The sequence below is a fragment of the Mastigocoleus sp. MO_188.B34 genome (genome assembly GCF_030065675.1).
GTDB lineage: Bacteria > Cyanobacteriota > Cyanobacteriia > Cyanobacteriales > Nostocaceae > Mastigocoleus.
Genome location: NZ_JASJDK010000086.1, coordinates 16947 through 31248 on the forward strand (window position 1 = coordinate 16947; position 14302 = coordinate 31248).

Here is a 14302-nt window from a genome sequence, read left to right on the forward strand (position 1 = left end):
TTAATCAATTAATTCAATTTCTCAACCACAAGGGCAGCAGCTTCGTCCTTACGCAGACTTAATTTAAAGCCTCGCACTTGAATTTCTACCGGATCCCCTAGAGGGGCAACACGGGTGACGGTAAACTCTGTACCAGGAGTTAAACCCATTGCCAGTAGCTTTTTCTTGTAAGCTTTCTTGGTATGGTCTTCACTTGATTGGTAATGAGTTACTTTCCCTTTCTGATTTACTTGTAAATCTCTTAATGTGGTTGCATTACTTTCCATGTCTTGATTAACCTCTTGCAGTTCGACTAGATAATCAAAGGGTTGATCGGATACCAAAATTCGCTTTGTCATCCCTTCATCGATCCCGATTCGACTCTCCCCCACACCAACAATGATGTTGCCAGCCAAATTCTGAAGTACTTGAATGGCAATACCTGGAGCTAATCCCATCCCCAGTAGCCGATTAATCCCATCTTTGCTTTCATAGCCAGCAATCCACAAGCGATCGCCTACCTGAGCCTTTGCCAATGCCATAATGGAGCGTTTTTGGCGGGGGTTTTCAGTTTCAGCTAGACGATTACCTTCCCTATGTCGATGACGATGTTGTCTATTGTTATTGTGGGTGTCATCCATTTTATGTTTTCTTTCCCTCATCTTGTAAAATTATTTGGTTAAAGCTTGTCAAATTTGAAATTCAAATTAACTTTTCTCCGTAGCGAAAGTTACCATTATTTTGTTAGCCATCCCTACACCCAAGCCAATTTGCTTGTCTTGAATGCTGATAATAATAGAACCGCTTTTAGTTTTACTAATAACTCCAACTTCTGAGCCTAGAGTTAAACCCATTTGACCAAGGCGATATATCATGCCCTTACCATTCAAAATTTGAGTAATCACAACGTGTTCGCCAACCTGGGTGTTCGATAGGGCAAATACTTGCTTCATCCTGGATTTATTCTGGGTTAACTCTGGAGCAAATTTTGCTCTATTTCCATCTTTATCTTGCTTTTCGGGTGTTTGTGTTTCTCCAAAAAAGGTAAACTTCCTCCATCCATGATGTCTTTGGTATCTTTGCCTTTGATTGTTAGGCTGATCGTCCATTTTTGCACCTTCCTAGTAATTCAAGAGTCAACCGACAAGGACTAACCCAAAAACAGCTTATTCACAGATCGCAGGAAGAAACCTTCTCCTACTCTCCCCAACTCCTCTTAATTTTCTCCGAGGAGAGAGGATAAAAGATTTTTTTGGCGAGGGTAAGGTTGATTGATTAAAACAACCACCATGTTGTTAAAAATAATTCCTATTTATTAACTATGAATTAATTCATACCATAGTTAACTGTATTACTAATGATCTATTAACAGATATTTAAAATTTGAAGTTATGAGAAGGTGACAAAAGTCTCATTAGCACTAAATAACAGAAAATATTATCAAAAAAGATTATATTTATAAGTAATTTGTTAATAATTATTTTAACTAGATGACAATATAAGTCTTCAAGTACCGGTATTTCTTAACCGTAGGAGAGATATGATTCATATTGTTGTTCAACAGCGTCAACAACATGCAAGGAAAATTAATTGTCTTTGAAGGAGTAGAGGGTTGTGGGAAAAGCACCCAGATGCAGATTTGTTGTGAGTGGTTGCAAAGTTTAGGTATTCCCGTGTTAGTCACCCGCGAACCAGGGGGAACAGTTTTAGGTGCAGATATCCGTAGATTGTTATTAGAGAAGTCAGACGATAAACCAATTACATCTACCACCGAATTACTGTTATATGCAGCAGACAGATCGCAGCATGTAGAACAGGAACTCAGACCTAACTTAGCTGCGGGAAAAATTATTTTGTGTGATCGCTATACTTATTCAACTGTTGCTTATCAAGGTTATGGTCGCGCTTTAGACATGAATTTAATTAACCAACTAAATGCGATCGCTACAGGGGGGTTAGAACCCGATCTAGGTTTATGGCTAGATTTGGATGTTGAGGTGGGTTTTGCACGTAAGCGGGGAAGTGGAGATATTGCAGATCGCATCGAGCAAGAAAAAATCGATTTTCACCATCGGGTGCAGTTGGGATATAGTAAGCTAGCTGCGTCTAAACCGGGAATTATATTTAGAGTTGATGGTAGTTTAACAAGAGAAGAAGTAACACAACAAATTCAAGAAATTTTGAATCCAAGGTTGGAAGCTTGGGGATATAAAAACCCTGTAGAGACGTAGCATGCTACGTCTCCCCCGTGAACTGTATTCGTGAGTTATCAAAAACTTTCGCTTAGAATAATGCTTGTAAGTGCGATAGGTGTAGTTGCCTGCCTGCGGATCGCTTCCATCTTTAATGTTTCAATCCCGCAAGCGGGATTCGTAAGGTTTCAAGTTTTTGGATGGAAGACGACTCTGAAAATAAGGAAAAGGTTTCAATCCCGCAAGCGGGATTCGTAAGGTTTCAAGACCACGCCAAGAATGGGATTCTAAAAAACAACAACAGTTTCAATCCCGCAAGCGGGATTCGTAAGGTTTCAAGCTTACTTTAGTAACGTTCTAGAACATGCAGAAAGAGTTTCAATCCCGCAAGCGGGATTCGTAAGGTTTCAAGGAAGAAGAAAAAAATGTTATTGAAGTTGAAGAAAAGTTTCAATCCCGCAAGCGGGATTCGTATCGTTTCAAGAAATAAATAATGCAACAGCTATTTTCAGTTATGCGAGGTTTCAATCCCGCAAGCGGGATTCGTATCGTTTCAAGAACTAAGGAGTTACCAACACTCAAAGAGAAATTATGTTTCAATCCCGCAAGCGGGATTCGTATCGTTTCAAGTCCGCCGCCCAAAATCCTTACAGAGCAAGGATTCCACAACTGATTTTGGCAGACCTCAAAAATGACCTCATTTCACCCATCCTTATTGAAACAAATTATCATTTACTCCAACAACCAAAACGCTGTAACTATTTAATTATCAAGGTTCCGGCGATTTTGGCAGAACCCCCCGGGTTTTGACCCCCGCTTCGGTTTGCCAAACATCAAGCTAATGCCAATATCATACTGGAAGTAATTCCTTCTGTCGAGCATCTAAATAATAAAGTACAATGCGATCGCGCAGCAACTTTATATAAAGTCTTCCATGATCTGCCTTTATCATCAATAGAAGTGAGATGACATCATCCACCCCATTTAGCTCCTTAATCGGACAACCACAAGCAATTGAATTACTCACACAAGCCGTAATGCAAAACCGAATCGCCCCGGCTTATTTGTTTGCGGGTGCAGATGGGGTAGGAAGAAGTTTAGCTGCAAGGGGCTTTATTGAATTGATATTTACCCATACCCTGACAGAACAAGCTTCTAGACCTGATGCAATCAAAATTATTCAAACCAAATTACAAAAAGGTAATCACCCAGATGTTTTGTGGGTAGAACCAACCTACCAACACCAAGGACAGCTACTGACACCAACACAAGCAGCAGAAAAAGGACTCAAACGCAAAGCACCACCTGCAATTCGTCTCGAACAAATTCGAGCAATTACCGAGTTTCTCGGACGTCCACCCCTGGAAGCCTCAAGGAATATAGTAGTACTAGAACAAGCTGAAACTATGGCGGAAGCTGCAGCGAATGCTTTACTTAAAACCTTGGAGGAACCGGGAAAAGCAACCTTAATTTTAATTGCACCTTCACCAGATTCAATTCTTTCAACTTTAGTATCGCGCTGTCAAAAGATTCCCTTCGTCCGCTTAAATATAGATGGGATGTCCGAAGTACTCAAAAAAACCGGAAATCAAGAAATTTTACAACATCCAACCATATTAAATGTTGCTGCTGGTAGTCCTGGTGAAGCGATAAACTCCTACCAACAATTACAAACAATCCCTTCCGAGTTACTGCAAATTGTTAGTCAACCTCCCAAAACCTATCGTAATGCCCTAGAGTTAGCCAAAAAAGTAGATAAAGAATTAGATACCGAAGCCCAGTTATGGTTAGCTGACTACCTACAGCAAACTTATTGGAATAATCTACGTCAAGCAAATATCGTGCAAGAGCTAGAAAAAGCGAAGAAAGCTTTGCGTTGTTATGCTCAACCGCGTCTTGTTTGGGAATGTACTTTTTTATCTTTAGTTTAACACTCTCAGGTCTAAAGACACTGATATCCTGCAGTTGTGGGGATTTCTAAGCGTAGAAAAAAGTTTTAACTAGAAAAACGTACTGAACCATCTTCCAGGTTGATATTCCGATATATAGAAAATAAATTTATCTAAATGAGTGAAGAATTTCATTTACCCTTATCAATATAGTATAGAAGTTTAATCTTGTTTGAAAAACTTTCAAGAACAGTAATGCGGAAGCACTTTTACTGTGTTAGAAAGGGTAGGTAATAGGGTTATTATATTTTGATTTTGATTTTGATTTTGGTTTTGATGAAGTTGAAATTGGATTGAATTTTGATATTGAGTTTGAGCTTGGTATTGAATCTGATTTCTTTGCAAACCGATCAACTTTTTTTTCCAAGATAGTGTGGTGTGAATAATTTCACCCAAATCATTATATTGGGGTTCCCAGCCAATGACTTGACGAATTTTGTCTGCACAACTGGTGACACAAGCAGGATCTCCACAACGGTAATCTGCTTCAACTACCGGAAAATCAACTCCAGAAATTTCTTTTACTTTATTAATTACTTGACGTACGCTATAACCTTTCCCATAGCCACAATTAAGGGTTTGACTTTCGTGACCTTTCTCTAAATAGCGTAGAGCATCTACATGAGCGCTAGCTAAATCTTCGACGTGAATATAATCTCTAATCCCAGTACCATCGAAGGTAGGAAAATTAGTACCAAAGATTTTGACTTCAGGTTTTAGTTTTAATGCTGCATCACAAGCGACACCAATCAAATGGGTTGTATTCAGAGATATTTGTCCGATCCTTCCTCCTGGTTCTGCGCCAGCAACGTTAAAGTATCGTAGAATTACATAGCGCAACGATGAAGCTCGAGCATAGTCTTTAATTAACCACTCACTACATAATTTTGAACGTCCGTAGGGATTGATAGGTTCAGTAGCTGATGATTCAGTCACAGGAAGTGTTTTTGGTTCTCCATAGACTGCTGCTGTACTAGAAAAAATAATTTTATCAACACCTGCTCGATCGCAACAATTGAGAAGATTTAAGGTGTTGCGGGTATTATTTGCATAATAATCTAGTGGATATTTGACAGAATCAGGTACAGTTAAACTCGCTGCAAAGTGCAAAACAGCACCAAATTCATTCTCTCTGAATGCTTGCTCGAGGTAATCTATATCAGATAAATCGCCAATAATTAATTTGCCATAAAGTACGGATTGGGGGGAACCTGTAGAACAATTATCATACACAACTACATCATAACCAGCTTCACCCAATTGACGGACGACATGAGAACCTATATATCCAGCACCACCTGTAACCAAAATTTTTTGTTTCATCTACCTTTACCCAATAGAACAACCCGAATAGTTTTGACAAAAATTTTTATCTCTAACCACCAAGAGTAATTTTTGATGTAATAAAGGTCATAAGATAACTTTTCCGCAGCATCTTTAATGGAAGCACCATAAGGATACATAACTTGAGCCCAACCTGTAATTCCTGGCTTCACAGAATAACGAAGCTCATAGTAAGGAATTACCTGTTTGAGTTTAAGGTCGAATTCTGGTCTTTCTGGACGAGGACCGATTAAACTCATTTCTCCTCGAATGACATTCCAAATTTGTGGTAGTTCGTCAATTCTGAATAGTCTAATCCAATGTCCTACATTCGTAATCCGAGAATCTCGTTCTTCAGCCCATTTCGCACCTTGTTTTTCTGCATCTTGATACATGGAGCGAAACTTATAAACTTTAAAAGTTTGACCGTGTAATCCCGTTCTTATTTGGGAATAAAAAATACCACCCGGACTGTCTAATTTGATTGCGATCGCAACTAAAAACATCAATGGGGATAAAGTCACGAACAAAACAATACTCAGGATAATATCTACAATTCTTTTAACAGTTAAATTTACCCCACCAGCAAGTATTTCAAAGCCTTGTCTAAATAACAGTTCATTGTTATCTAGTAAAGAGGAAGGTACTTTACCAAATAAGTTTTCATAAAAATCTAGTAGTCGATGAATGCGATTCCCCTGTAAACGCATTTTTAGGAGTTGTTCTAAACTTAATTGAGATAGGTTTGCATCATTTGCAACTATAATTCCAGACCAATTTTGTTGTTCAACTAAAGGTAAATCTTTTAAATCACCTAAATATTCAGATTGTGACTTTACTAAATTAGAACCATTCTTTTTAGAATCATTTTTTTCAGAATCAGTAATGAAAGCTAACTTTCCATAAGGATTTAAATGGGTAAATTTTTGAGAAAATTCAATTGCATTGTCATCTATACCTAATATTAACCAACGACTATTTTGAGCTTGTAATCGTACCCATTTCACCACAATCCATCGGGAGATAAGTGTCCAAGCAGTAAGTAAGCTTAAGTTTAATAGGGTTATTTTCCGCTCAAGCAAAGAATTTACGTCATCAATATTACTGATAATCATTAAAAAATAGGCACTTGAAATGATCACTAAATAAGTAACAGCTATTTTTTTTAGACTAATTAAATTATTAAAATTATTTCTAAAATTATATATATCTGCAAGATAAAAAGTTATAAATATCCAAGGCAATAAGTAACATAAAAATGGAGTGAAACTCTGAAAATTTTGCTCAATATGTAAATAAAAAAATACTCCTAAGTAAATAAAAAATCCCAGTATATCACCTAAAAAAATAATCAAATAAAGGAAGCGGTGGATATGAAAAAAATAAGATTCTCGCAGTGGAGTATTTGCAATATAGGTGATACTCATATATCTAAAGTTTTTAAGTATGTTCAATTAGGTTCTTTAATCTCTTCAGTATTGAGATTTTATTCGTAGAGAAATATACAATAAATACAACAATCAACCTAATAATTAATCATGAAATTATATTGCACAATTTTATTGTCAAAATTGATGATAGTTCTGCACCTTTCATAAAGACACTTAAATTATTCTATGATTCATTTTTTATATTAACTAAATATCAATAATTAATGATATATTTTATAGATATTTAGCTATAAACAAGCTGAATGATTATTTATCTCAAAATCCTGTACAAATATTAGCTCAATGTACTAAAAATTTTATGTCTAATACAGGATTATTAGATAAGTATTGACATTCGAGAAAACTTTATATAAATTATGTGTTTTTACTATTTATCACATTTTAATTTTTGGATGACATCAGGAAAAATACTGAATTAGCATTTTTATACTAAAAAAAGTAATCTATCCAATTACTTCTGTTAAAGTTTGACACCTAATTGCCAATATTTTTTAGTAATTTCGAGCTTTGGTAATTTCTATAAACTCGACACATAAACTCTCTAAACGGTTGTGCAAACATCGGGGGAACCAATATCAATGTACTCAACCACCACCATTTTTTGCGCAACCGAAATCATAAAGCGCTTGCAGCGATAATCTCCTAAATTTTCTCTCCTAGATTTTCAATGACTAAGTAAGTAGGTAAGAAAAAAGTAAACTCTGTAAAGAAATATAAAATACTCGTATTTTGCTCGTAGTAGCGCTTTAGCGCTAAAGCGCTATTACAAACAAGTTATGATTTTTCTTACTAACCTACTTAAGGCTAATTAACAGTCCTGAAGAACCAAATTTATTTATTGGGAAGTTATTTTGTCCAGCCTCCTAAATAAATATAATCAAGGGTTTTACGCAATTCGTAACTTATGATTCGTAACTTATAATTTGCACGCGCTATGCAAACGTAATTCTTAATTCCTAATTATTGAGTCAGCATTATCCCTAAATTATACGTATATACACCCAAGTAATTTCTTTAGTATATGTTTATAAATAACTTACCGATTAATTATATTCGACTATGTTATTAAGAGAAAAATATATTGAAAATTCTACAAAACATATATATTGGGACTTACGCAACTGGCATATTTTTCCTCTAGGGTGTGTGACGCGATGAAAATATCTGAACATAAGAATCAGACTTGTAGCCTCACGCACCAACCACCAATTGTAACACTTGCGTAAGTCCTGTATATACCTTTGTTTTGAAATTAAGTATGCTTAAATGATTGTAGCAAAGCTTCAGACCATAACATGCAGAAGTAAAACAACTTAAAAGAATGTAAAAAAGTATAGAAATTAAACAATTATATATTTGATTAAAAGATGAGAATATATTGTATTTTATTTTCATTTTATTCCAGCTAATTCTCAACAATTAATTTCAAATTATTGAGGTGTTTGTGATTTCATAATCAATATTTTGATCTCATCAAGTTCTAGCTCATGGATTTAATTTTAGCGTAGCGCTTACAATGATAAACCTAAACTATAAGACCCTTAGCCGTAAGCTAATTAGCTTAATAATTATTAGTTCTGGAATATTTACGTTTGATTATTATGGTAATAATTATTCAGCTTATGGTAATCCTGGACAGGAAAAAACTATCTTTTGTCACTATGAATGCAAAGAGGAAAAGAGAAATAATCTGACAGAACTAAAATTATTGCAAAAAAGAGAAAATCAATACAACGGTATTATCAGAAATAATCTTTCCTCTTTACCTTCAAAAACCAAAGTTAATCGAGAATTAAAATCACCATTAGTATTAATAAAACCCAAAGATAAAAATAAAGAAATAGAGATTCCAACTCAAAAAAATAAACTTATTTCCCAGATAGATTCTTCTGGTGTAGTTGGTGATACTTTAGGAGAAGCTAACAGATTACAAAAAGAGCTTTTAATTGACCCCATAATTATCAAACGCAATTTACGAGTCGCTCCTGGTTCTAGCAGTGGTACTCCTACTGCTTACGGTGCAAACTGGCGTCAGGCTTATATTGGAGGAGGTGTCTTTTTCCCTTTTGAGGATGGAGGTACTGATGGCTCATTATCTCTAGGGTTTGGGTTAGGAGACGCTGTTAAGTCAGTAGGAGTAGAAGTCAATTTTAATGTCACCAGTGTGGGAGGAGGAAATAATTTTGACTTTGCTGATAGTGGAACAGTAGGTTTTAAGCTTCATAAATATTTTAATGATGGTACAGCAGTAGCTGTTGGTTGGGTAGATCCGATTTCATGGGGAGATTCCACAAACGCAAAAGACACATTTTATGGAGTTGTGACTAAATCATTTGAACTTGAGCCTGATAACGCCAAAAATAACTTACCTTTGACAGTCTCATTAGGAGTTGGTAGTGGAAATTTTCGTTCTGTGGGTGCAATTAATTCCGGAGAAAACTCTATAAATATCTTTGGTAGTTTAGGCTTACGTGTGACACCACAATTTGCTCTTACTAGTAGTTGGACTGGAAATAGACTTAACCTTGGAGGTTCTCTTGTTCCATTAAAAAATACTCCAGTAGTTTTCAGTACAGTTCTCACTGACATTACCGATAATGTTGAAAATGCTTCTGGCTTCAGTTTCAGTGCTGGTTATGCTTTTCAATTCTAATTAATGCTATCCGTGTTAATACACTTTTATCAAACTAATCTCAGTTAAATATCTATAATGAATAATTTCAGAAATATATTACATCTTAGTATTTTCACTATATTAATGAGTTGTTGTGCTGGGATTATAGCCACAAGAACTAATGCAGGTGAAACGGTAATTAATGGGAGTAGTATTGATTCATCGACATTCTCTGGAAATACTTTTACTCCAGAAAGTAGTAATACTGTTCCTGTTTCAGCACCAGATACTAATTTATTTGTTGATACTGATGGAAACATAATTATTTCACCATCAGCACAACAACAATTAAATAAAGTTGCTAAAGTTATTTTTGATAATAATCTATCTGCTTTTGATGATAATCCGAATTCTGTAAGTAGTATTCTTGAGATGATGATTGCAAGATCTACGGTAGATTTTACAACCGAACAATTTACCTCTTCTCTGCAGAATTCAGGTGTATCAGGAGATTTAGTTAATAAGTTTGTCACAAGTGTAGCAGGATTATTTAAATCATCAACTCCTAATGTGACTACGAATAATATTACAAATACATCTGAAGACCTGTTAGATAATAACCTTTTGACAAATCAAAACTCAGGGATATATGTAGATATTAATCAGTTGAATTCTACTATAAAAGCTTATAATAATATAGTTTTAAATAGTGACCTTACAACTCTTCAAAATCTATCTAAAAATCCTGATTTCTTAAAAATTAATCAAATTCTCAAGGAATTAAGGGTTTCTGTAAGTAAAGTGAATTGATACGGTAGAATTTATTCGGACTTACGCAACTGGCATATTTTTCCTGTAGGGTGTGTGACGCTGTGAAAATATCTGAACGTAAGAATCAGACTTATAGCGTCACGCACCAACCACCAATTGTGACACTTGCGTAAGTCCTGTTTATATTTGTAATTTTCTTCATTATCTATACAGTAAGAGACGCAGTTTAACTGGGTCTCTTAAATATTTTTCAGTAATATCTAGCGTTTTCAGTATTATTACTGATGGATAATTCACTATAAATCAATGATAAATACTAGTATAAATACTGCGAGGTATCGATTTGATAAAGTGCATAGTGTAAGAGTTGTAGCGATGCGCTAGTAAAAGGTTACTGGAGGAAAACATATTGCTTCTTCAGAGTTTGTCAGCCATCATAATTAATGTGGTGGAGTAGTAGTGTCCGTCTCATTAAATATGACGGGTTTGTTTGTCCACAAAACCTTGTAGAGACGTGTTAGCGCTTAGCGATAGCGTACCGGATTGCACGCGGCTTGCGCCGAACCGTAGGTAGTGGCTCCGCAGGTAGCGCAGCTAGAGCCTACGGCGACGGCGAAGCCTCTAGCTATAGGTATTGCGTAACCGTTAGGTTAAAATTTCACGTCTCTACAGCCCTAAAATTAATGGGACAGACTACTAGTCGACCACATTATTTTTGATGACATGATTAAGATTGATAGTAGTGGTATGCACTAACGGAAATGCTATGCTCATAGTGCTTTGATTTCAAGAAAATGAATTCCAACTAGAAGCCCATACAGGTTTGAAAACCACGCGATTTCTAGGGTGCTTTACGCTACGCGATAACGTGTAAACCAAATAAGTTTTTACTCCTGACTCTTGGATTCTGCTATGGATTTTTTCTAGAAAATCATAAGTAGAGAAGCAATTTAAGTCAATTAATCAAATGCTTAACCTAAAAGATATTTCAAATGCTAGTCAAAGAAGAAGACCAAGATTATATTGATTTACATAAATATTGGCAAATTCTTAAAAGGCGTTGGTTTTTACTAAGCATTGTAAGTTTTTCTGTCTTTGGAATTACCGGAATAATCACGTTTTTACAACAACCAATATATGAAGCTCAAGGAAAACTCAACTTTAATAAGCAAAATGGAGCATCTTCTTTAACTGGTCTAGATAAACAGCTTGGAGAACTAAGTGGTTTGACAAATACTAGTAATCCTTTGGAAACAGAAGCAGAGGTTATTCGTTCTCAGAATATTCTTAAAAAAACTATTGCTGAATTAAAATTACGAGATCGAGATAATCAAACCCTATTAGTAGACAAATTTCTCCAAAAGTTAAGAGTTAAAAGTGTTCGAGGTACAGATGTTTTAAGACTTTCTTATCAAAGTACTAATCCTCAAGAAGCTGCTGCTGTTGTTAATTCTATTATGAAAAATTATCTAGAACATAATATTCGCAGTAATAGAGCAGAAGCAACCGCAGCAAGGGAGTTTCTACTACAACAGCTACCAGAAGTGAAAGCGAAAGTATTGGAAGCAGAGATTAGCTTACGTAAATTTAAGGAAAGTAATAATATTATTAATCTTCATGAAGAATCCAAAGCAGGGGTGGAAAGTTTAAAGGAAATATCAGATGAAATAACTAAAACTCAAGCTCAATTAGTGGATATAGATACTCGTTCTAAAGCTTTACAAAATAAGTTAGAACTTAACTCTCAACAAGCAATAGCCTTAAGTGGTTTGAGTACTTCTACAGGTGTTCAAGGAGTTTTAGAAGAATATCAGAGTTTGCAAAAACAGTTAGCAACAGCAAGAACTCGTTATACAGACAACCATCCAGATATTATCGATTTATACAATAAAATTCTTGCTTTAAGAGAGCAGTTAGCAACTCAAGTTTTCCGAAATTTACAAGGATCGCAATCTGTCAAAGAACGTGATTTGCAAATAGGACAAGTCAAGCAAACTTTAACAAGCAAATTAGTAAACTCAGAGGTTGAGCGTTTAGGATTAGCAAATCGTGTAGCACAACTCAGAAAAGAATATGCAATATTCCACCAAAGATTGAGTTCTTTACCGCGACTCGAACAAATACAATTACAAATAGAGCGACAATTACAAATTGCGAGGTCAACATACGAGCAATTACTCAAGCGACTACAAGAGGTAGAACTCTTAGAGAATCAAAATGTTGGTAACGCAAGAATACTTGCAGAGGCTGTAACTCCTTTAAAACCAGTTTCTCCCCGGATTATTCTGAATCTTTTACTTGGTGGTTTTTTAAGTACCATACTTGGTATGGGAATAGCTCTTTTAGTAGAAGCAATGGATAAATCTATAAGGAGTGTGGAAGAAGCCAAGCTACTTTTAGATTATCCTTTATTAGGTACTGTTCCTACCCTAGACAAAAAAGAGAAAGTAGACTTACCTTTACTCAAAATTCCTTATTGCGCAAGCAGCTATGCCTTTGAGATGCTTCAGGCAAGTTTAAACTTTACTACCTCCGATAAAAGTTTAGGAGTAATTGTAGTAACAAGTTCAGTCCCTGGAGAAGGTAAATCTTTTGTAAGTAGCAACTTAGGAATAGCTACAGCTCAACTAGGAAAACGCGTATTAATAATAGATGCAGATATGCGTTGTCCCCGTCAGCATGAAATTTGGAGTTTGCATAATCTCACAGGATTAAGTAATATCCTTGTAGGTCAGACAGAACGGGAAAAAACCGTTAGACAAAAATTATATAACCTTGATATTCTGACTTCTGGAACAATTCCACCCAATCCAATTGCTTTACTAGATTCCCAGCGGATAACTTCCTTAATTGAGCAAGCTAGAAGTGATTATGATTTTATCATTATTGATAGCCCACCTTCTATAATAGCTCCTGATGCTCAGCTTTTAGGAAAGTTGGCTGATGGAATACTATTTGTTGTTCGTCCTGGGACATCTGATTCTAGTGCTGTTAAAAATACAAAAAGAATATTGGAACAATCTGGACAGCATATTTTAGGGATGGTGGTTAATGATATCAACTCCGGAGACAGTTACGGTAGCCACTACGCCTATCAATACTATAAGCAAAAAGTTGCCAAAAACAACGATAGTCTCAAACTACCTACATAAATAGGTTTTATAAAAATTATCTTGATAAAGATTATCTTAGGTATGACTTTTAAAGCCTACAAAACTTTAATAGATAGAAAATAATGACTGTAAACATAGTGTGGAATGGATTAAACAGGTGAAGTATACATATGAAAATATCGAATCCCTAACCAAGAATATTAATAGTTTTCAAGAATTAGAAGAAAAGATTATTAATCATACAGCGACTATTGGAGTTATTGGTTTAGGTTATGTAGGTTTACCCTTTGCAGTAGAAAAAGCAAAGGTAGGCTTTAATGTTATTGGCATAGAACAAAATCCTTTAAGAACAGAACGCGTTAACAGCGCGAATAGTTACATTAGTGATGTTAAAAATCATGAGCTAAAACAGGTAGTAGCAGATGGTAAACTCAAAGCTGTTACCGGATTTGAAGTTATTCCAGAAATAGATATATTGGTAATTTGCGTACCAACTCCACTGACCAAAAATTTGACTCCCAATTTAACTTATATTGAGAATGTTACTAAAAGAATTACTCAAAGTTTAAGAAAAGGTCAACTAGTAAGCCTAGAATCAACAACTTACCCAGGGACAACTGATGAGGTAATACGTCCAGTTCTAGAACAAAGTGGTTTAAAACAAGGTGAAGATTTTTTTCTTGCTCACTCACCGGAAAGAGTAGACCCTGGAAATAAGCGATATACCACCAAAAATACCAGTAAAGTTGTTGGAGCATCTGACCCCAATTCTCTTGCTATTGCTAAGTTATTTTACGAACAGACTATTGAAAAGGTCGTACCAGTTAATAGTGCTCAGGCTGCTGAGTTAGTTAAGGTATTTGAAAATACTTTCCGAGCAGTCAACATTGCACTGGTAAATGAATTGGCA

10 protein-coding genes and 1 CRISPR repeat array are annotated in these 14302 nt (G+C 35.4%); of the genes, 6 read left to right on the forward strand and 4 right to left on the reverse strand.

The genetic code is table 11. From position 1 onward, the window contains the following. Nucleotides 1-8: 8 nt before the first annotated feature. Together QNJ50_RS19065 and QNJ50_RS19070 are read right to left on the reverse strand one after the other, a co-directional pair. Nucleotides 9-620 (reverse strand): FeoA family protein, encoded by a 612-nt coding sequence (locus QNJ50_RS19065; protein WP_300638125.1) that lies wholly within the window; start codon nt 618-620, stop codon nt 9-11. A gap of 66 nt (nt 621-686) precedes the next feature. Beyond that, the gene (locus QNJ50_RS19070) at nt 687-1088 is read right to left on the reverse strand and encodes a FeoA family protein (RefSeq protein WP_300638127.1); all 402 of its coding nucleotides are present in this window, start codon (nt 1086-1088) and stop codon (nt 687-689) included. Between the two features lie 465 nt (nt 1089-1553). Between QNJ50_RS19070 and tmk the strand changes: the two genes are divergently transcribed. Together tmk and QNJ50_RS19080 are read left to right on the forward strand one after the other, a co-directional pair. Beyond that, nucleotides 1554-2210, forward strand: coding sequence for a dTMP kinase (gene tmk, locus QNJ50_RS19075; RefSeq protein ID WP_300638129.1), 657 nt, complete (start codon nt 1554-1556; stop codon nt 2208-2210). Nucleotides 2211-2327: 117 nt separating this feature from the next. Then, nucleotides 2328-2801: direct repeats of the CRISPR family, unit length 27 nt; unit sequence GTTTCAATCCCGCAAGCGGGATTCGTA. 335 nt (nt 2802-3136) lie between these two features. Beyond that, the gene (locus QNJ50_RS19080) at nt 3137-4102 is read left to right on the forward strand and encodes a DNA polymerase III subunit delta' (RefSeq protein ID WP_300638131.1); all 966 of its coding nucleotides are present in this window, start codon (nt 3137-3139) and stop codon (nt 4100-4102) included. A gap of 201 nt (nt 4103-4303) precedes the next feature. Here QNJ50_RS19080 and galE read toward each other — a convergent pair whose 3' ends face one another. Together galE and QNJ50_RS19090 are read right to left on the reverse strand one after the other, a co-directional pair. Then, nucleotides 4304-5443 (reverse strand): UDP-glucose 4-epimerase GalE, encoded by a 1140-nt coding sequence (gene galE / locus QNJ50_RS19085; RefSeq protein ID WP_300638133.1) that lies wholly within the window; start codon nt 5441-5443, stop codon nt 4304-4306. Further along, the gene (locus QNJ50_RS19090) at nt 5440-6870 is read right to left on the reverse strand and encodes a sugar transferase (RefSeq protein WP_300638135.1); all 1431 of its coding nucleotides are present in this window, start codon (nt 6868-6870) and stop codon (nt 5440-5442) included. Before QNJ50_RS19090 ends, galE begins: the two co-directional genes overlap by 4 nt. Before the next feature lie 1540 nt (nt 6871-8410). Here QNJ50_RS19090 and QNJ50_RS19095 point away from each other — a divergent pair. The 4 genes from QNJ50_RS19095 to QNJ50_RS19110 all read left to right on the forward strand — a co-directional run. Continuing rightward, a complete protein-coding gene (locus QNJ50_RS19095) occupies nt 8411-9547 on the forward strand; it encodes a hypothetical protein (protein ID WP_300638137.1) in 1137 nt (378 codons plus the stop codon). Nucleotides 9548-9604: 57 nt separating this feature from the next. Further along, entirely contained in the window at nt 9605-10318 is a 714-nt protein-coding gene (locus QNJ50_RS19100) for a hypothetical protein (protein WP_300638139.1), read from the forward strand. 953 nt (nt 10319-11271) lie between these two features. Continuing rightward, on the forward strand, nt 11272-13431 hold the full coding sequence (locus tag QNJ50_RS19105) for a polysaccharide biosynthesis tyrosine autokinase (RefSeq protein WP_300638141.1): 2160 nt from the start codon (nt 11272-11274) through the stop codon (nt 13429-13431). Between the two features lie 118 nt (nt 13432-13549). Then, on the forward strand, nt 13550-14302 hold a 753-nt coding region (locus QNJ50_RS19110; RefSeq protein WP_300638143.1), incomplete at its 3' end, for a nucleotide sugar dehydrogenase.